We start from the raw sequence: 18,840 nt of genomic DNA on the forward strand, positions 1-18,840 counted from the left end.
TTCTTGAGAGATATTATTGTGTCCGTAATCAGGGCAAAACCCGGGTGCCCGATCCGGATAGGGGTTTATCCATAAGGATATGATGCAACATATCTTTATGGTTCTGCAATAGATCTGTCTGCAGGAGGTGCTATTTCAAGCGTGTGGTTGTAGGGGTGAAGGGTAGGGCGAATAAGTGAGCGCGGGATTTGCCGGCCGGCTCTGTATCGGGTTGGCCGCTTGTTACAGCCGGTAAGATATGGCCGGCCCGAAAGCTTCCTGCCGGGCCGGGTTGTGCTAAAGACCGAGATATTTAGCGTGAAAACGCAGGTGCTCGCCGATAAAGCTGGCGATAAAGTAGTAGCTGTGGTCGTAACCTTCATGGCGCCTCAATTGCAGCGGATAGTCGCTGGCAGCGGCCGCTGCTTCCAGGGCTTCCGGTTTCAGTTGCTCGACAAGGAAATTGTCCGCTTCGCCCTGGTCCACCAGCGCCGGCACTCTGTCATCTGCATCCCGCATCAACAGACTGGTGTCATACTGCGCCCACTCGGCGGTATCCTCTCCCAGGTAGGCCGCAAAGGCCTTTTTGCCCCAGGGGCAGTTCACCGGGTTGGCGATGGGACTGAACGCGGACACCGAGCGATAGCGCTGCGGGTTGCGCAGCGCCAGCACCAGCGCGCCGTGGCCGCCCATGGAGTGGCCGGCGATCGAGCGCACGGTGGCGACGGGGAACACGGATTCCACCAGGTGCGGCAGCTCGTCCAGCACATAGTCGTACATGCGGTAGTGGCGATTCCACGGCGCCTGGGTCGCGTTGACGTAAAAGCCGGCGCCCTGGCCCAGGTCGTAGGCCTCATCGTCCGCCACCGTTTCGCCGCGGGGGCTGGTGTCCGGAGCCACCAGTGCCATGCCCAGCTGCGCGGCCATCTGCTGTGCGCCGGCCTTCTGCATAAAGTTCTCATCGGTGCAGGTCAGGCCCGACAGCCAGTAGAGTGCCGGCACCTTCTGGCCGCCCGCCGCCTGGGGCGGCAGGTAGATGGCGAAGCGCATATCGCAGTTGAGCACTTCGGAGCGGTGGCGGTACTGCTTGTGCCAACCGCCGAAGCTTTTGTTGCTGCTCAGGTTTTCAATGGTCATCGCAGGCTCCGGTTACTGGTCGAAATGGATCACGGAGCGGATGCTCTCGCCCTTGTGCATCAGGTCGAAAGCGTCGTTGATGCCATCCAGGCCCATGGTGTGGGTGATGAAATCGTTCAGCTTGAACTCGCCGGCCATATAGCGCTCCACATACTCGGGCAGCTCGGAGCGCCCCTTGACGCCACCGAAGGCGCTGCCTTTCCAGACCCGGCCGGTGACCAGCTGGAAGGGGCGGGTGGAGATCTCCTGGCCGGCGCCAGCCACACCGATAATCACGGATTCGCCCCAGCCCTTGTGGCAGCACTCCAGCGCCGAGCGCATCACGTCGACATTGCCGATGCACTCGAAGGAGTAGTCCACGCCGCCGTCGGTCAGCTCGACGATCACTTCCTGGATCGGCTTGTCGTAGTCCTTCGGGTTGACACAGTCGGTGGCACCCAGTTGGCGGGCCAGGTCGAATTTGCTCTCGTTGATATCCAGGGCGATGATGCGCCCGGCTTTGGCCATGGCGGCGCCAATGATCGCCGACAGGCCGATACCGCCCAGGCCGAAAATGGCCACTGTGGCCCCTTCTTCCACCTTTGCAGTGTTCATCACCGCGCCCATACCGGTGGTGACGCCGCAACCCAGCAGGCAGACCTCCTCCAGCGGCGCGGCCTTGTCGACCCTGGCCAGGGAGATTTCTGGCAACACCGTGTATTCGGAAAAGGTGGAACAGCCCATATAGTGGAAGATCGGCTCGCCATCCTTGGAGAAGCGGCTGGTGCCATCCGGCATCAGGCCCTTGCCCTGGGTGTCGCGGATCTTGCCACACAGGTTGGTCTTGCCGGACTTGCAGAACTTGCACTCGCCGCACTCGGGCGTGTACAGCGGGATCACGTGGTCGCCCACGGCAACACTGGTCACGCCTTCGCCCACGGATTCGACGATACCGCCGCCCTCGTGGCCGAGAATCGCCGGGAAGTTGCCTTCCGGGTCGTCGCCGGAAAGGGTGAAGGCATCGGTGTGGCAGACGCCGGAGGCAATCACCCGGATGCGCACCTCGCCCGCCTGCGGCGGCATTACGTCGACTTCTTCGATTGACAGGGGTTTTCCGGGGCCCCAGGCCACGGCGGCTCTGGACTTGATTGTCTCGGTCATAGCGTACTCCTTGATCGTTGGGCCGCGGCGGTCCGCCGCGATTGGGGGAAGTCTATCCGTTTCCGTTTTGTTTATAATCGCCAAATCATGAAATTTATATTTTCTGTCTCGTAATAATAGAGGACAAGGGCAAAGATGCAGAACTGGGAAGGGGTCAGCGAGTTTGTGGCCGTGGCCGAGTCCGGCGGTTTCACTGCCGCGGCGGGCAGGTTGGGCATTTCCACTGCCCAGGTCAGCCGCCAGGTCAGCGCCCTGGAGGCCCGGTTGTCGACCAAGTTGCTCTACCGCACCACGCGCAAGGTGTCGGTGACCGAAGCGGGGCAGATCTATTACCAGCACTGCCGCCAGGTGCTGGATGGGCTGGCGGAGGCGGAGCGCGCGGTCACCGATTTACAACAGGTACCCCGGGGCAGGCTGCGGCTGACGGCGCCGGTGACCTACGGCGAGACCACCCTGGCGCCGCTGGTCAACGATTTTGCGCTGTGCCACCCGGAGCTGCAGGTGGAGATGCAGCTGACCAATCACAAGCTGGACCTGGTGGCGGAGGGCTATGACCTCGCCATCCGCCTGGGCAGACTGGAGGACTCCAGCATGATGGCGCGGCGGCTGGGGTCGCGAACCCTGTATGTCTGCGCCTCGCCGCAATACCTGTCCTCCCGCGGCGAACCCCACAGCCTGTCGGAGCTGGGGCAACACAATTGCCTGCCGGGCACCCTCGATTACTGGCGCTTCCGCGAACAGGGGCGCTCCAGGAATATCAAGGTCAGTGGCAGCATCCGCTGCAACAGTGGCCGAGCGCTGGTGGATGCGGCGTTGAAGGGCATAGGTATTGTGCAGCTGCCGGACTACTACGTCGAGGAGCACCTGAGGGCGGGCCGCCTGGTTTCGCTACTGGAACATTACCGGGAGGAGGACGACGGCATTTGGGGGGTCTATCCCCACAATCGCCATCTGTCGCCGAAGGTGCGCATGTTGTTGGACTATTTCAGCGAATCCCTCGGCGAATAGATAATCCCTGAGCAATGGGGCGGGGGACGACAGGCGCAGCGGAGTGGTTGAGTGCTGACTTTGACAGGAAGGAATCATTCTGAGATAGTTATCATGATAACTATGGAGGTTTCTGTGAACGATCATCTTTTTGTCATTGCCAAAATAACCCCGAAGTCCGAGTACTACTCGGTTGCCAGGGAAGCCATTCTGGGCATTGTTTCCCAGACGCGATCTGAAGCCGGTTGTAAAGCTTTCCATCTGCATGAGGACAGCGACGGTGGCACTCTCTTCCTTTACGAGGAGTGGAGTGACGAGGGGGCTCTGGAAGAGCACTACCGCCAGAATTATACGAGAGCGGTGTTTGAGCAGTATAAGGAGTGGCTTGCCACTCCCGTTGAAGTAACCAAAATGCGGAGGGTTGCCTGATGAAAGAGACCGCCATGCAGCATCCCGTCAGGGATCGCTCGGCCATCGTATTCATTGAGTTCCAACGCGAATGGGTATCGGAGGCCGGCCGGCTGCGGCGGCTTCTGGTGAAGGACGACGGGCACTTCCAGCAGGCAGTCGATCGGGCGGCGTCCCTGCTCGCGAGCGCCCGTGCAGAGGGCTTTCGCGTGGCCCATGCCCCGCTCGATCTGCGCCGCGACCCGAACTACAGGCTGTTTGGCGGGGGGCGCGATGTAATCGGTCTCAGGCGTGCGATCCCGAACGCCGGCACCTGGACGGATGAGGGGGCGGAATTCGTAGAGCCCTTTGTACCCCGGCAGGATGAGTTTGTCGCGGCAGGTAGGTCCGGGGCGAGTGTTCTCAAGAACTCGACCCTGGATCCTTACCTTCGCAACAATGATGTCCGGACATTGTTCCTGGCCGGTTTCGCAACACATGTCTGCGTTGAGTCCACGCTGCGCGAGGCGCATGATCTCGGATACAACGCCTATCTTGTGTCCGATGCCTGTGCCGCATTTGAAGAAAGCCAGCATGAACACGTACTGGACCATGTTGTCCATCACTTTGGGGGCGCCGTCGCGACAGACGACCTGATCGCCCAGATGCGTGGGGCATCCTGATGTTCTTCCTGAAAGAACTCCCGTCGCGCGAGATGATGGAGCGCTACGGGTCGCGCTATCCTGAAATGAATGTGAATGCCGTCAGTGATGCGCTCGTCATGATGCGTCGGGCCAGCCTGCTGATCCGTGAGCTGGAGGCATATTTCGCCCGCTTCGATCTCTCACTCCTTCGCTTTCTCATTCTTATCATCATTGATCGCGAGCCGGGAAAGGAGGCGTTGACAATGGGAGAAATCAAGGAGCGTGTCGATGTCTCGAAACCGGTCATGACTCGGACAATAAAGACACTTGATAGCGATGGCCTAGTCGCTGTCTCTCATAGGGGGGCAGATCGGCGGTCGAAACTTGTCCTATTGACAGAAAGCGGAAGACGCACGCTCGACAAAGTGTTGCCCGGATATTTCGAGCTGATCGGAAACTTCATGGGAGCAGGCGATGGCTCCTCGTAAACTGTTGCGCACGGGCCTGGTTTGGCTTTGCGTCTATCCCCTGGTAACGATTGGCCTGGTCGCGCTGAACCTGGTAGCGCCGACGATACCATTAGCTCTGAAGACGCTAATCCTTACCCTGGTCCTGGTGCCACTCCTTAATCTGTACATCGGCCCTCTCGCTGTAGCGCTGTTGCCAGAGAGGTGAGAGAGCGACGGTTAACCCGGATTCGCCGAACTGGCGCTTTTACACAAAAATGATATAAAGTATCTTTCTGGTGCCAGGAAAGGACGCCTGTAGTGGATCGGGTGAAGGAATCCCAAGGTGCTATCCGCCTGCGCCGAGAGTTATGTAGAATCTCTTGAGTATAAAAAAAGACCGGAGTAATCATGAAAACAAAACATCCCGCTGTACTGGCCGCAGCCGCGCTGCTTGCCGGTGCTGCCCACGCCGCACCGGCAGATAACAGTATTTCCACCGAGGGCATGTGGCAGCCGCACCAGCTGCCGGAGCTCTCCGATGAGTTGCGCAGCCTGGGGCTGGAACTGGACCCGGAGAGCATGACCGAGCTCACCGACTTCCCGATGAATGCGGTGATCAGCCTGGGTGGCTGTTCCGCGTCTTTCGTCTCCCCAAAAGGCCTGGTGATTACCAATCACCACTGCGCCTACGGTTCCATTTCCTACAACTCCACCGAGGACCGGGACCTGCTGGCCAACGGCTTTCTTGCCGGAGACCTGTCCGGGGAGCTGCCGGCGGCGCCGGGATCGCGCGTCTATGTGACCGTGTCCATGGACGAGGTGACCGACAAGGTCAACAGCCGCCTGTCCGACGATATGGACGGCGCCGCGCGCTTTGCGGCCATTGAAGACGCAGAGAAATCGCTGGTGGCGGAATGCGAAAAAGACCCGGGGCACCGCTGCGAGGTGTACAGCTACTACGGCGGCCTCAACTACTACCTGGTCAAGCAACTGGAAATTCGCGACGTGCGGCTGGTGCACGCGCCGGCGTCTTCCATCGGCAAGTTCGGCGGTGATATCGATAACTGGATGTGGCCTCGCCACACCGGCGACTACGCCTTCTACCGTGCCTATGTGGGGAAGGACGGCAGCCCCGCGGATTATTCTGAAGACAATGTGCCCTACAAGCCCAAACACTACCTGCCGGTGGCGGCCAAGGGGCCGGAGGAGGGCGACTTCGTGATGGTGGCCGGCTATCCCGGCAGTACCAATCGCTATCGCACTGCGCAGGAGGTGAAGAGCAACTTCGACTGGTACTACCCGACCATGCAGAAGGTGCTGAAGGAGTGGTCGCAGACCATCGCTGCGGCCACTGCCGACAACAAGGATGCGGAGCTGAAATACGCCAGCCTGGTGGCGAGACTGAACAACTATTCCAAGAATTTCACCGGCATGATGGAGGGCTATCAGCGCAGTGATCTGCTGCAGCGCAAACACAAACTGGAAAAGGACCTTCAGGCCTGGGTGGAATCGGACAAAGCCCGTCGGGAAAAATACCAATCCACCATCGACGAACTGGATGCGCTGGTTGCGGAAAAACAATCCACCCGCGAGCGGGACCTGGCATTGGACTATATGGATCGCTCCGCCATGCTCGGCGCGGCGCGCAAGCTGTACCGGCTGGCAATGGAGAGCGAAAAGCCGGATGCCGAGCGCGAACCGGGCTATCAGGAACGGGACCTGACTCGCTTTACCGAGGGCCAGAAACGCATCGAGCGCAGCTTCCACCCGGCGGTGGACAAGCAGATCTGGCTCTATTTCCTGCAACGCTATGGGGCACTGCCGGAGAAACAACGTATCGCCAGTTTTGATGAATTCCTGAACATCGACGCTGGAAACAGCGACCTGGATGCGGCGCTCGACAAAATGTATGCCGAAACTGAACTGACCGATACCGATGCGCGCCTGGCCTGGATAGGCAAGGAGCCGGAGGATTTCGCCAACAGCGAGGATCCGTTTATCCAGCTGGCAGTGGCCGTGTACGACGAGATGCTCGCCCGGGAAGAACAGGAAAAGTCGATGGAAGGACGCTTTGCCCAATTGCGCCCGCAGTACATGGCGCTGCTGATCGACTACTATCGCACCGCTGGCAAGCCGGTCTACCCGGATGCCAACAGCTCCCTGCGTGTGACCTACGGCCAGGTAAAAGGCTACACACCGCCCGCCGGCACTATCACCGAAGTGGCCGATGGCAATGACGGTGAGGACAGCTTTGTGCCCTTTACCACGCTGCGTGGTATTCAGGCCAAGTATACCGGCGAGGATCCCTTCGATGCGCCAGAGGCACTGCTCACTGCCATCGATGAAAAAGATTTTGGCCGCTACTACGACAAGCAGCTGAACTCGGTACCGGTCAACTTCCTCAGCACCCTGGATATCACAGGCGGCAATTCCGGTTCACCCACCATGAACGGCCGCGGCGAACTGGTAGGGCTGGTATTTGACGGCACCTATGACAGCATCAATGCGGACTGGGATTTCACCGACAATACCCGGGCCATCCATGTGGATATCGCCTATATACTGTGGGTGATGGAAAATATCGACGGCGCCGGTTACCTGGTGCAGGAGATGGGCTTGTAGCCGGAAGCGCCGAGCTCTTTTCTATGGGGCGCTGAAGGCTTCAGCTCGGCCAGCGGGCTGCTGCAAGGTTCGCCCCTGCAACGCGATTATCGCCATACTGGCGAAGGTCGGAATCCGGGCGTCCCCTGACTGGATTCCGGCATACGCCGGAATGACGACGGGGTGTAGGGGCGAACCTTGTACTCGCCCAACCTCGGTGGTCACTCCTCGTACGGATAAATCCGCCCGACCTCCATACGGTAAGCCGCCGCACCCTGCTCGGTGTCCGTGGGCAGCGTGCGCAACTCCCCCTCCACATGAAAGGGATCGTACAGAAACTCCACCTTAACCCCCTGCGGAAAGTCGGCGTAAATCACCTGATTGGGCGGCGGTGGCGGCAGGTGAATACAGGCGCCGAAGTAGGGCACCAGCAGGAAGCGGGTGATCTTCTGCGCCTCGTCGAATTCCAGCGGCACCACGAACCCGGGAATGCGCACCTGCTGGCGGTCGTACTCCGGCTTGATACGGGTGGAGGTCAGAGCCTGTTGGTAGCGGCTCTCTTTATCCGTCTCTTCGGAATTGGCCAGCTCGCCGGGGATCTGATCCCCCGCGGATCCCTCGGCGATGGTATCCAGGTAATCCGGCGGGTTGAGCAATGCGTCCAGATCCTCCTTTGGGATCAGCTCCTCCCACTTCACATCCCGGTACACTGTTTCCGCGGCTTCGGGGGCCGGATCGGTTTCCTGCAGGGACGCAGCGGCAGGTTCCAGGGCCTGGGTGGCGTTTCCATCCGGCTCGGCGCAGCCTGCCACCAATACGGTGCCGAAAAGCAACACGCGGGGAAATACGGCAATAGACATAGGCATCAAATCGTGGGATTGTCATGTTTGAGATATGTTATATCATCAATGCCTTGCTCGAAGAAATACCCGGAAAAGGTGACAGATGAATGCACCGGTAACACAGCTGACCGGAGACGCCATCGCCGTGGAACAGTTGCAGTTCTGTTACAGGTGCGGCCCTGCGGTACTGGATATTCCCCGCTGGTCGGTGCCGCGGGGCGGGCGGGTGTTTCTGCGCGGCCCGTCCGGTTCCGGCAAATCCACGCTACTCAACCTGCTGGCGGGCATACTGGCGGCGCAATCGCACCTGGAAGTGCTCGGCCAGCCGCTGGATGCGCTGTCCGGCCGCCGCCGGGATCGCTTTCGCGCGCGGCATATTGGCGTGGTGTTCCAGCAGTTCAACCTGATTCCCTACCTGAGCGTACTGGACAATCTGCGCCTCGCCGCACATTTCGGCAACTCTAGTGGCGATGTGCGCAGCCGTTCCACGGAACTGGTAGCACGATTGAAACTGGACGAGCACCTCCTGGAACGGCGCGCCGAACAACTGAGCGTCGGCCAGCAGCAGCGGGTCGCCATCGCCCGCGCGCTGATCAATCGTCCCCGGTTGCTGCTGGTGGATGAACCCACCTCCGCACTGGACCCGGAAGCCCGCGACGCTTTCGTACAATTGCTGATGCGCAGCTACCGCGACGTCGAAAATACGTTGGTGTTTGTCAGCCACGATATGGCGCTGGCGCGACACTTTTCGATGGTGGCGGATATGCGCGAGTTGAACCGGGCCTGGAAAACGGAGAGCACGGATGCTTGCTAAACTGGCCTGGCACAGCCTGATGCACCGCAAGGGCAGCGTGCTGCTGGCGATTGTCTCTGTGGCTGTCAGCCTGTTTGTGCTACTCGGAGTGGAACAGATCCACAACCAGGCAAAACACAGCTTCAATCGCACCGTATCCGGGGTGGACCTGATTGTCGGCGCGCGCACCGGGCAACTGAACCTGCTGCTCTACAGCGTGTTTCGCATCGGCAGGCCCAGCAACAATATCTCCTGGCAGTCCTACCGCGATATCGCCAGCCGGCCGGAAGTGGCCTGGAGTATCCCGATCTCGCTGGGGGATTCCCACAAAGGTTACCGCGTGGTGGGAACCTCTACGCATTTTTTCCGCCACTACCGCTACGGACAAAATCGATCACTGGCGCTGTCCAGTGGCCGGTCTTTCGCGGATACGCACGAGCTGGTGCTCGGTGCAGAGGTGGCGCAGAAGCTTGACTATAAGACGGGTGGTTCCCTGGTACTGGCCCATGGGCTGGGTAGCACCAGTTTCCAACTGCACGACGAATACCCGTTTACGGTCACCGGCATTCTCGAGCCCACCGGTACGCCAGTGGATCGCGCTCTCTATATCAGCCTGGAAGGCATGGAGGCGATACACAGCAACGGGCCAGCGAACGATGAACTGATACCCGAAAGCATCACCGCCTTTATGCTGGGGCTGGATTCTCCGGTGACCACCTTTCAGTTACAGCGACAGATCGACGAGTACCGCGATGAGCCGCTGCTGGCAATCCTCCCCGGTGTGGCGCTGTCGCAACTGTGGCAGATGTTGAGCACGGTGGAGAATGTATTGTTGCTGATATCTGCGATGGTGGTGCTGACATCCCTGCTGGGGCTCTGCATCATGTTGCTTACGTCCATGCGCGAACGCCGGCGGGAAATGGCCCTGTTGCGCACGATCGGTGCCGGGCCCACTCAACTGTTTCTGCTGGTGCAGTTGGAGGCGTTATTGGTAGTTCTGTTGGGTATGACCGTCGCTTTCGCCACGCTGCTTGGTGGGCTGCGGCTTGTGGAGCCGGTATTGGCTGAACGTTATGGTATCTATCTGGCGGAATCGCTGGTAACAGGGCGGACACCAGTCCTGCTCGCCGGGATACTTGCCGCCACCCTGCTCGTGGCGACGATACCGGCGCTGGGAGCCTATCTCCAGTCGCCCAATCGCGATCTGCAGGCCTGACGGCGTCGCCCCTCTACTGGCTGCTCCCGAACACGGCGGTGTTCAGTCTGTCACCCCATACTTGTGGGTAGCGCCGGGGTGATCGCTGCTGTTGGCGGGTTGCTCCAGGTTGTGCAGATGCGTCGGTGCAGTACTTGAGAGCATTTGAACACTGCCCGTAGGCTCGACAGTCGAGCCCCGGAGCGTCGGCTAGTCGCTGCCGGCCTCGGCCAAAAACCGGGCAATCAGGTCTGCCGCCGGCAGTTCGCGCGCCAGTGGCGCGCCCTGACCGGCCCACTGCGCCGCGAATTCACTATTGCCTTGTTTAGTGGCGGCTGCATTGAGTTGCTTGGCGGCATCGTAGGCCAGTGGGTAGTCGGCCGGAGCCGGGCTTCCGTCCGCTTCCCCGAAGGTGATCAGGCGATTCAGCATACCGCGCGCCGGACGCCCCGACAGAACGTCAGTGAGGCGGGTCTCGGCCGCCCGCTCACTTTTCAGATTGTTGCGATAATCCAGATTCGCCGACGATTCCGGGCAGAGTATGAAGGCCGTGCCAAGCTGCGCTGCCGACGCGCCGAGATCCAGCGCGGCGCGGATGCCGTAGCCATCCATGATGCCACCCGCGGCGATGATTGGCAGTTGCGTTTCTCGAACCAGCCAGCGGACCAGCACCTGCGTGCTCAGTTTCTCGTCTTCTGCTTCCGGATCGAAGATGCCCCGGTGCCCGCCGGCCTCGATCCCCTGGGCCACAACGGCATCCACACCCGCACGCTCGATCAGTGCGGCCTCCTGCGGGCTGGTCGCGGTGGCCAGCGTGTAGATACCGGCTTCGCGTAGTGCTGTGATGATATCGGCCGGGGGCAGCCCGAAATGGAAGCTGACGACGGGCGGGCGCAGTTCCAGCAGCATCTCGAGTGTTTCGGTGCTTGCAGGAAACGTCGTATAGATTTCCTCAAGATCGGAAGGTGTCTCCAGCCCGGCCTCGGCAAACAGTGGCGCCAGGTGCCGGAGCCAGGCCGCTTCGCGTGCAGGGTCCCGCTTTGCCGGTGCATGGCAGAACACATTTACATTGAACGGCTGCGAGGTCAGGGAGCGGGTTTCCTCGATCATCTGCCGGGCCCGGGCCGCGGTGGTGGCGCCGATACCCAGAGAGCCGAGCCCGCCCGTATTCGAGACTGCGGCCGCGAGCCGGGGTGTGGATACACCGGCCATCGGTGCCTGGATGATAGGGTGTTGGATTCCCAGTTGCTGAAGAAGCTTGCCGGAAGAATTCATTGTTGCTCCTGCTTCCCGGGACGGCTCAGAAATATTTGACCCACCCCATTTTCGTACTGTGCTTGAAACGGGCAAAGGCCCTGGTGGGGAAATAGAGTACCACTGTCAGAATTGCCGAAATCATCCAGATCCACCAGATATGCTCGACGCCGAACAGCTCGCCGTGATTGGGGCCGACTGTGGCCAGAATAGTCTGGTAGAGGATCAGCAGCACGTACAAGTGCAGGATATAGAAGAACATGGGCGCGGAGCCGAGTACCTCCATTGCATCCATCAGGCGGCTCTTACCGTTCTCAAACCAGGCCAGCAACGGGAAAGCCACGCCCAGCGTCAGCAGCAGGAAATCCAGCGACGGTGGATACTTGGTGAAGTTGACGAAGGACATGGCCGTCTGCAGCGCTGTCCCGCCCGCTACCCAGGGCAGGGTCTCGCCGTAGATATTGAAACCGCGCAACACCAACAGCAGCGCCAGACAGCCGAGCCCCAGTCCCACCAGCGCCCTCCGGCGCACCGCCGCGTCCGTGGTGCGCGCGTACAGCGGGCCGGCGAAGTAGCCCAGTGCAATCACACCGATCCAGGGCAGCAGCGGATAGCTGATCTTGATACGCAGTGTTTCGGTATCCAGCAGGTAGCCGCGGTCGTGCAGCAGGGTCCACAGGCCGTAGCCGAATTCGCCGGGCTCGAAGGTGATCGGTGTCAGCAGGTTGTGGCCGAACACTATCAGGAAACCGATGGCGCCGATCATCCAGTAGCGCAGTGTCACCAATAGCGACAGGGCGATCATGCTGAGGCCGATAACCCAGATCACCTGCAGCCAGAAGGTGCCGAAACTGCCGGCCCAGGAGAAGTTGACCAGGGTCACCTCCAGCAGCACCAGGAAGAGGCCGCGTTTGAACAGGAACCCGCTCGGCGAGCGGGCGCCGCCGCGGCTCGGATGTGCGTACAACCAGGCCGACAGGCCGGTCAGGAATACGAAGGTGGGCGCGCACAGGTGCGCGGCCAGCCTCGTAAAGAACAGCGCCGGCGAGGTGCTGTCCACGTCCATCGGATCGGACACCTGCCTATGCAGGTAGAAGCGCTCCCGCACATGGTCGACCAGCATCAGCACGATCACCAGGCCGCGCATGATATCGATGGAGGCGATGCGGGACTTGTTTGCGACCGCGGCGGCGGTCAGGGGTGGCGTGGATACAACTGCCATCGTGTTACGACTCCTGGAGGGGGTTACAGATCGTAGCGGATACCGACGTTATAGGTCCTGGGCGCACCCGGCATGGTCCAGAGTTTGTGATAGGAACTCACATAGTGGCGCTCGTCAAACAGATTGTCGAGATGCGCAAACAGTTCCACCCCTGCCGCGGGCGAATAGGAGCCGGACAGATTGACCAACGTATAGGCCGGCAACACATAGTCCGGGTCAATGGTTTCGCCGAGGCGCTCGCCCACATAGTGGATGCCCAGCCCCAGGGAGGCGGGCGCACCGCCGAGAGTGAAATCCTGCGATAGCGACAGTCTGCCACTGTGTTCCGCGATATTGACCAGGCGGCTGCCGGCCGGAATCTCCATACCCCAGTCCCGGTTGACCACATCGTTGCTGGTCTCGGCGTCTATGTAGGCGTAGGAGAGTACCAGCTGCAGATCACCGGCGAGTTCGGCGGCCAGGTCGAACTCCACACCCCGGCTCTGCGCCTCGCCCAGCGCGGCGGAAAAGCCGGGGTTGGCGGGGTCGGCGGTCAGCACGTTGGATTTTTCCGCGCGGAACAGCGCCAGGGTGCCGCTCGCGCGGCCGTCTTCGCTCGATACCTTGATGCCTGCCTCGTGGGAGCTGCTCTCCTCAGGATCGAAGGCTGTGCCGTAAAAATCGGAGCCGGTGTTGGGTCGGAAACCCTCGGAAAGCTGGTGTAGAGTGACAGTTCGGAGGTCGCCTCGTACACCAACCCGGCCCGGGGGCTGGTGGCGGTCTGGGACATTTTGCTGCGCACGCCGCTCAGCCGGTCGTCGATGCTCTGGTCGAAATTGTCGAAGCGCACACCCAGCAGCATTTTCCATTGCTCTGTCAGGTCTATCTGGTCCTGCACATAGACACCGCGGGTGCGCTGTACCTGCAACTGGTCGATCTGCGGCGGCGGCTCCGGGCGCACGCCGTCGTAGGCCGGGTTGAAGATATCGATGGAATAGGTGGGGTCCATGGAACCGTAATCGACCCGCCAGCGGCCCAGGGTGAAATCCAGTTCGAATTCGTAGGCGTCAATACCCAGCAGCAGGTGGTGGCTGAGGGGACCGGTATCGACAGTACCGGTCAGCTCCAGCCGGCCCGACAGGTCTTCGGCAGTATAGTCGCGGGAGCGGCGCTGCCGGCTCAGGGTGCTGCCGTCGGTCAGCAGCAGTTGGCGGCCATCGGAGAGTTCCGCATCGGCGGAGTAGCTTTCCAGGGAGGAGGCCCGATAGCCCAGCCCGGCCAGCAGCATCCAGCCGCTGTCCAGGTCGTGCTGGACCACCAATTGGTGACCGGTCGCGCGGATTTCCGAGCGGCCGTTCTCCGGGTCGCCCAGAAAGCGGGTGGCCGGCAATACATCCGGGTCGCCGTCGACGGCGACGATACCGCGGTCGAACAGCGATTGCTGCTTCGCCAGCTCCAACTCGTAGGACAGCGAGGTGCTGTCGGACAGATTGAATAGCAGGGAAGGGATCAGGGCGTATTGGCGCGGCCGGGTGTTGCGGTAGTCGTCGGCATCCTCAAAGGCGCCGTTGACCCGGAAGGCGGCATCGTCCGTCAGTGCACTTGTGTAGTCTCCCTCCAGCCGGTGGCGGTTGTAGCTTCCCGCCGACGCCTGCAGGTATCCCTCGGTTTCAAACTGTGGCTTCTTGGTAACCAGGTTGATGGTGCCGCCCGGCTCGCTGCGCCCGTACAGCGCCGAGCCCGGCCCCTTCATGACCTCGATACGCTCGATATTCGACACGTCCCGGCGGCCGCTGAAACCCCGCCCTGCGCTGAAGCCGTTCACCAGGTAGCCGCCGGGCATGCTCTCATCGCCGGCAAAGCCACGGATCGCGAAGGTGGTCTGCAGGCCGCCGAGGTCGTTCTGCCGCGCCACGCTGCCGGCGAGATCCAGCGCCGACTGCAGCTCGGTAATGCCCTGTCCGGACAGCAGGTCGCCGGACAGTGTCTGCACCGCTTGCGGCAGCGACTCCAGTGGTACATCGCCGCGATAGGGCTGCTTCTGTGCAACCACGGTGACTTCTTCCAGATGTTCCGCTTGCGGCTCCCGGGCCGGCACTTCGGCTGCGACGAGCAGCGGCAGGGCGCTGGCCGGTATCAAGTAGCGACAGGGCAGTTTTCTGTTGGCGGGCATAGGGCGACTCCGTAAATCAAATCTCAATTATGATACATCATATCTTTTTTAATTTGGAAGCCTTGTCGATTGCCGCAGGACCGGATTCCCAGGCGCGTGTCGACCCGGTTCGCAAGCGCGCCGCGACAGTGGTATACCTGTAGTCGGGATAATCGACAGCAGAAGAGCAATAGGACACGACCAATGAAGGCATCTGATCTGTTTGTTCGCGCACTGGAAGCGGAAGGGGTTGAATACGTATTCGCAATCCCGGGAGAAGAAAATCTGGACCTGCTCGAATCGTTGCGGGGGTCCAGGATCAACCTCGTGGTTACGCGGCACGAACAGGCGGCGGGTTTCATGGCGGCCACCTACGGCCGCCTGACTGGCAGGTCCGGCGTCTGCCTGTCCACCCTCGGGCCCGGCGCCACCAATCTTGTAACGGCCGCAGCCTACGCCCAGCTGGGTGCCATGCCCATGGTAATGGTCACCGGCCAGAAGCCGATCAAGAGCTCCAAGCAGGGCCAGTTCCAGATCATTGATATCGTCGACATGATGCAGCCGCTGACCAAGTTCACCCGGACCATCATCAGCGGCGACAATGTGCCGGCTCATGTGCGCGAGGCCTTTCGTCAGTCACAGGAGGAGCGGCCCGGTGCGGCCCACCTGGAGTTGCCAGAAGATATAGCGTGTGAGCTCTCGACAATGCCGGTGCTCGAGCCGAGCTATACCCGCCGGCCGATTGCGGAAGAAAAAGCCATTCGCCAGGCGGCGGAAGCCATTAAAGCTGCTTGCAGGCCGCTGTTGCTGATCGGCGCCGGTGGCAACCGCAAGCTGACGGCCAAGATGTTGCGGGAGTTTGTGGAAAAACTCGGCATTCCCGCGGTAACCACACAGATGGGCAAGGGAGTGATCGACGAGTCGGGGCCCCACTTTATCGGAAACACGGCGCTGTCAGACCACGATTTTGTCCACCGCGCCATTGATCAGGCGGACCTGATTATCAATGTCGGCCACGATGTGGTGGAGAAACCACCTTTCTTTATGCGGCCCGGCGGTGCCGAGGTGGTGCATATCAACTTCAGCTCGGCCCAGGTCGACCCGGTTTATTTCCCCCAGATCGAGGTGGTGGGCGATATTGCCAACAGCCTGTGGCAACTTAAAGAGCGGCTGGAGCCGCAGGAACAATGGAGTTTCGCCAAGGCGCACCGTATCCGCGACGCCTTGCAGAAGCATATCCACGAGGGCAACGGGGATGGCAGCTTCCCCATTCGCCCGCAGCGGCTGGTGAAGGAAATCCGGGACGTGATGCCCGAAAAAGGCATCCTGGCGCTCGACAACGGCATGTACAAGCTCTGGTTCGCGCGCAACTACCCTGCGCATTCCTCCAATTCCATATTGCTCGACAATGCCCTGGCCACCATGGGCGCCGGGTTGCCATCGGCCATGGCGGCCAAGCTGGTCTTCCCGGAGCGCCAGGTGGTGGCGATCTGCGGCGACGGCGGCTTTATGATGAACTCCCAGGAACTGGAAACCGCCGTCCGCCTGAAGCAGGACCTGGTTATCCTGCTGCTGCGGGACGACAGCTACGGCATGATCAAATGGAAACAGAAGCAGATGGAGTTCCTGGATTTTGGCCTGGATTTCGGCAATCCGGATTTCGTCGCCTATGCCGAATCCTACGGGGCACACGGTCACCGCATTGCCGCAACAGCCGAACTGAAACCGCTGATCGAGCGATGCTGGCAGCAGGGCGGGGTGCACCTGATCGATGTGCCTATCAATTACTCCGACAACGACCGCATTCTCAACCGGGAAATACGCGAGCTGGCCGATAAGCTTTAATCTGCACCGGGTGGCAGACATCCGCTCAGCGGTTGCGTTTTTGCCTTTCCAGGATCCTCCGCGCCAACTCCCGGCACAGGTTCATCAGCAGCACGCCGAAGTCCAAAGGTTTCTCGACATGCAGGGCGTAGAACAGGTCTGTCGTTATCTCCAAAACATAACTGTGACTAGAGGCTATCGCTGTTCCCGGCCGCGGCGTTAGTGCGATCATACTGACGAATCCTATCTCCATCCCAAAATGGAAATCGCGTATATACTCGCTGCGATTATTCACTGGCAGGTAATAAGCAAAAGAACCCTTGAGAATGACAAAGAAAGTATCCCCCGGTCCGCCGTCTTCGAACAGTTTCTCGCCTTTGCGCAGCGCGTAAACACGTCCCCTTTCCATCAGGTGAGTGATCGTCTGGTCGGACAGGGCACCGAGTGTCGAAGCATCTCTTAAATGGTCGATGCCGAGTTCATCCAGTAAAAGCTTACCGTCTATCTGGCGCATGGCAGCCTTCGCTCTCAACGATTGGTGCTTTTCAGTTCTCCCACCGTCTGGATAAGATCCAGGATCCTCCGCGCCAGCTCCCGGGACAGGTTAATCAGCAGTACGCCGAAGTCCAGTGGTTTTTCGCAGTGAAAGGTGTAGAAAAGATCTGACGTCACCTCCAACACTTGGCTGTCCCGGGCGGCTATCGTGGTTCCCGGCCACGGCGTCAGCGCGATCATACTGACAAAGCCTATCGCCTCTCCAAAATGGAAATCGTATATATGCTCGACGTGATTATTCACTGCCTGGTAGTAGGAAAGTGAACCCTTTAGGACGACAAAGAAGGAACCTGATGGTTGGCCGGTCCTGACGAGTCCCTCGCCTTTGCATAACGCGTGAATGTGCCCTTTTTTCATCAGATAGGCGATTGCCTCGTTGGACAGAGCGCCGAATGCCGCAGCATCCTTCAGATAGTCGATGCCTAAGTCGTCCAGTAAATGCTCGCCGTCCAGCTGTCGCATGGCAGCCCTCTCGACAGAATGATCATTGAGGTCTACAGCCTGTTTGTAAAGTATAGGGCCAATGGCGACCCGTGCGCTTTGTCCGGGGGGTTAGGTCGATTACCGGTATGTCGCCTACAGCTGGGGATACAAAGCTTTTCGGCTACCGCTCGTACCCCGCTTATGCCGATACATCGCCAAGTCAGGGGAAACTAGGAAGAACCACCCGAGGGGCGCTTGCTACAACGTCCTGATCGGATTCGGCAGCTGTTCTATCAAACTTCCATTCTTATCGCGACGAACTCATACCGATGATCTCTTAGGCGCATCTACATGGCGGGCTATACGTTTTACTGGAACGAAAAGCTCCATGTGTTGGAAAATCAACTATATTGTTCGGTCTATTGACAAGTTCCTTTCTCGCCACGGAGTATCAGGATGAAACATCGTGCACCTTACCGCCGGTCAATTATCAATGTTGCCATCATTCTGGCAGGGCTGTCTGTTGGTGCCGGAAATGCGGATGCAGAGACGGTGCAGGCTGACGGAAAGACGTGGGAGTTCTATGTTGCCCCCTACCTGTGGGGGATTGCACTGGACGGCGATATCTCTCACAAACCCTATTCCGTGAAGGTTGATGAAAGCTTCAGTGATCTCTGGTCTGATCTCGATGCGGGATTTATGGGCGCATTTGAAGCTCGACGTGATCGCTTCAGTATCCTTGTGGATGGGTTTTATATTGACTTGACAGACGATGGTGAGTTCAAGGACCTGCCGCTACCATTCCCCGTCGATCTCGATGTGGACAACAGAACTTACACTGCGCTGCTCACGGCCACATATCGGGTGGCGCAATCATCGTCGGGATTCATTGATGTATTGGCGGGATACCGCTATTGGTCCCTGAAAACAAGACTGAAGGTTGATACACCAATTGAAGGGCTGCAGGTTTCTGAAGACAACAGCTGGCACGATGCCCAGTTTGGGGTTCGCGGGCACGTTGACCTGACCCAACGGTTATATATTGAAGGGATGGCATTGACAGGCGCGCGGTCTGATCGAACGGTTGACCTGGCTGCCTTTATGGGCTACGAAATGAACGATTGCACAGCGATAATGCTCGGTTATCGTCATGTCAAAATTGACTATAGCGAATCACTGTATGATTTCGACGCCGCCTTGCGCGGGACAGCTATCGGTTTCAGTTACAGGTTCTAGCCTGAATATTTCACCAAAATAAGAACGGCGGTTCTTTTTCC

General features: G+C 59.7%; 18 protein-coding genes. 9 read left to right on the top strand and 9 right to left on the bottom strand.

Annotated features, from left to right (window positions below; all coding sequences use genetic code 11):
* Positions 1 to 276 precede the first annotated feature (276 nt).
* The gene (gene fghA, locus OQE62_RS15785; protein ID WP_322746588.1) at positions 277 to 1,116 is read right to left on the bottom strand and encodes an S-formylglutathione hydrolase; all 840 of its coding nucleotides are present in this window, start codon (positions 1,114 to 1,116) and stop codon (positions 277 to 279) included.
* A 12-nt stretch (positions 1,117 to 1,128) separates the two neighbouring features.
* Positions 1,129 to 2,256, bottom strand: a complete 1,128-nt coding sequence (locus OQE62_RS15790; protein ID WP_265723005.1) for an S-(hydroxymethyl)glutathione dehydrogenase/class III alcohol dehydrogenase — start codon at positions 2,254 to 2,256, stop codon at positions 1,129 to 1,131.
* A gap of 135 nt (positions 2,257 to 2,391) precedes the next feature.
* On the opposite strand from OQE62_RS15790, the gene OQE62_RS15795 reads away from it, so the two are divergent.
* The 5 genes from OQE62_RS15795 (at position 2,392) to OQE62_RS15815 (ending at position 7,345) form a co-directional block, all read left to right on the top strand.
* The gene (locus OQE62_RS15795; RefSeq protein WP_265723006.1) at positions 2,392 to 3,264 is read left to right on the top strand and encodes a LysR substrate-binding domain-containing protein; all 873 of its coding nucleotides are present in this window, start codon (positions 2,392 to 2,394) and stop codon (positions 3,262 to 3,264) included.
* A gap of 51 nt (positions 3,265 to 3,315) precedes the next feature.
* Positions 3,316 to 3,672 carry a putative quinol monooxygenase gene (locus tag OQE62_RS15800; protein WP_265723007.1) on the top strand — a complete coding sequence of 119 codons (357 nt, stop codon included), beginning with the start codon at positions 3,316 to 3,318 and terminating at the stop codon, positions 3,670 to 3,672.
* Positions 3,672 to 4,313 carry a cysteine hydrolase gene (locus OQE62_RS15805; RefSeq protein WP_265723008.1) on the top strand — a complete coding sequence of 214 codons (642 nt, stop codon included), beginning with the start codon at positions 3,672 to 3,674 and terminating at the stop codon, positions 4,311 to 4,313. Before OQE62_RS15800 ends, OQE62_RS15805 begins: the two co-directional genes overlap by 1 nt.
* Positions 4,313 to 4,762, top strand: a complete 450-nt coding sequence (locus OQE62_RS15810) for a MarR family transcriptional regulator (protein WP_265723009.1) — start codon at positions 4,313 to 4,315, stop codon at positions 4,760 to 4,762. The genes OQE62_RS15805 and OQE62_RS15810 overlap by 1 nt, the downstream gene beginning before the upstream one ends.
* 369 nt (positions 4,763 to 5,131) lie before the next feature.
* Positions 5,132 to 7,345, top strand: a complete 2,214-nt coding sequence (locus OQE62_RS15815) for a S46 family peptidase (protein ID WP_265723010.1) — start codon at positions 5,132 to 5,134, stop codon at positions 7,343 to 7,345.
* 200 nt (positions 7,346 to 7,545) lie between these two features.
* Here the strand turns inward: OQE62_RS15815 and OQE62_RS15820 are convergent, their stop codons facing one another.
* Entirely contained in the window at positions 7,546 to 8,184 is a 639-nt protein-coding gene (locus OQE62_RS15820; RefSeq protein ID WP_265723011.1) for a DUF3299 domain-containing protein, read from the bottom strand.
* 85 nt (positions 8,185 to 8,269) lie between these two features.
* Between OQE62_RS15820 and OQE62_RS15825 the strand changes: the two genes are divergently transcribed.
* Positions 8,270 to 8,980 carry an ATP-binding cassette domain-containing protein gene (locus tag OQE62_RS15825; protein WP_265723012.1) on the top strand — a complete coding sequence of 237 codons (711 nt, stop codon included), beginning with the start codon at positions 8,270 to 8,272 and terminating at the stop codon, positions 8,978 to 8,980.
* The gene (locus OQE62_RS15830; RefSeq protein ID WP_265723013.1) at positions 8,970 to 10,175 is read left to right on the top strand and encodes an ABC transporter permease; all 1,206 of its coding nucleotides are present in this window, start codon (positions 8,970 to 8,972) and stop codon (positions 10,173 to 10,175) included. Before OQE62_RS15825 ends, OQE62_RS15830 begins: the two co-directional genes overlap by 11 nt.
* A gap of 189 nt (positions 10,176 to 10,364) precedes the next feature.
* Here OQE62_RS15830 and OQE62_RS15835 read toward each other — a convergent pair whose 3' ends face one another.
* From OQE62_RS15835 to OQE62_RS15850, 4 genes are read right to left on the bottom strand one after another with little or no spacing between them, the layout of a single operon-like run.
* The gene (locus tag OQE62_RS15835; protein ID WP_265723014.1) at positions 10,365 to 11,429 is read right to left on the bottom strand and encodes an NAD(P)H-dependent flavin oxidoreductase; all 1,065 of its coding nucleotides are present in this window, start codon (positions 11,427 to 11,429) and stop codon (positions 10,365 to 10,367) included.
* 25 nt (positions 11,430 to 11,454) lie between these two features.
* Positions 11,455 to 12,630 (bottom strand): DUF1624 domain-containing protein, encoded by a 1,176-nt coding sequence (locus OQE62_RS15840; RefSeq protein WP_265723015.1) that lies wholly within the window; start codon positions 12,628 to 12,630, stop codon positions 11,455 to 11,457.
* Positions 12,631 to 12,653: 23 nt separating this feature from the next.
* Positions 12,654 to 13,238, bottom strand: a complete 585-nt coding sequence (locus OQE62_RS15845) for a TonB-dependent siderophore receptor (RefSeq protein ID WP_377535915.1) — start codon at positions 13,236 to 13,238, stop codon at positions 12,654 to 12,656.
* Positions 13,163 to 14,782, bottom strand: coding sequence for a TonB-dependent siderophore receptor (locus tag OQE62_RS15850; RefSeq protein WP_265723016.1), 1,620 nt, complete (start codon positions 14,780 to 14,782; stop codon positions 13,163 to 13,165). The genes OQE62_RS15845 and OQE62_RS15850 overlap by 76 nt, the downstream gene beginning before the upstream one ends.
* Before the next feature lie 183 nt (positions 14,783 to 14,965).
* Here OQE62_RS15850 and OQE62_RS15855 point away from each other — a divergent pair, with 183 nt between their 5' ends.
* Positions 14,966 to 16,606, top strand: coding sequence for an acetolactate synthase large subunit (locus OQE62_RS15855; protein WP_265723017.1), 1,641 nt, complete (start codon positions 14,966 to 14,968; stop codon positions 16,604 to 16,606).
* 25 nt (positions 16,607 to 16,631) lie between these two features.
* Here OQE62_RS15855 and OQE62_RS15860 read toward each other — a convergent pair whose 3' ends face one another.
* Both OQE62_RS15860 and OQE62_RS15865 read right to left on the bottom strand, forming a co-directional pair.
* A complete protein-coding gene (locus OQE62_RS15860; protein WP_265723018.1) occupies positions 16,632 to 17,099 on the bottom strand; it encodes a Crp/Fnr family transcriptional regulator in 468 nt (155 codons plus the stop codon).
* Positions 17,100 to 17,113: 14 nt separating this feature from the next.
* Positions 17,114 to 17,602 carry a Crp/Fnr family transcriptional regulator gene (locus tag OQE62_RS15865; protein WP_265723019.1) on the bottom strand — a complete coding sequence of 163 codons (489 nt, stop codon included), beginning with the start codon at positions 17,600 to 17,602 and terminating at the stop codon, positions 17,114 to 17,116.
* A gap of 417 nt (positions 17,603 to 18,019) precedes the next feature.
* On the opposite strand from OQE62_RS15865, the gene OQE62_RS15870 reads away from it, so the two are divergent.
* Positions 18,020 to 18,799, top strand: a complete 780-nt coding sequence (locus tag OQE62_RS15870) for a hypothetical protein (RefSeq protein ID WP_265723020.1) — start codon at positions 18,020 to 18,022, stop codon at positions 18,797 to 18,799.
* Positions 18,800 to 18,840: the final 41 nt, after the last annotated feature.

The sequence above is a fragment of the Microbulbifer halophilus genome, assembly GCF_026183675.1.
In the GTDB taxonomy this organism is placed as follows: domain Bacteria; phylum Pseudomonadota; class Gammaproteobacteria; order Pseudomonadales; family Cellvibrionaceae; genus Microbulbifer; species Microbulbifer halophilus.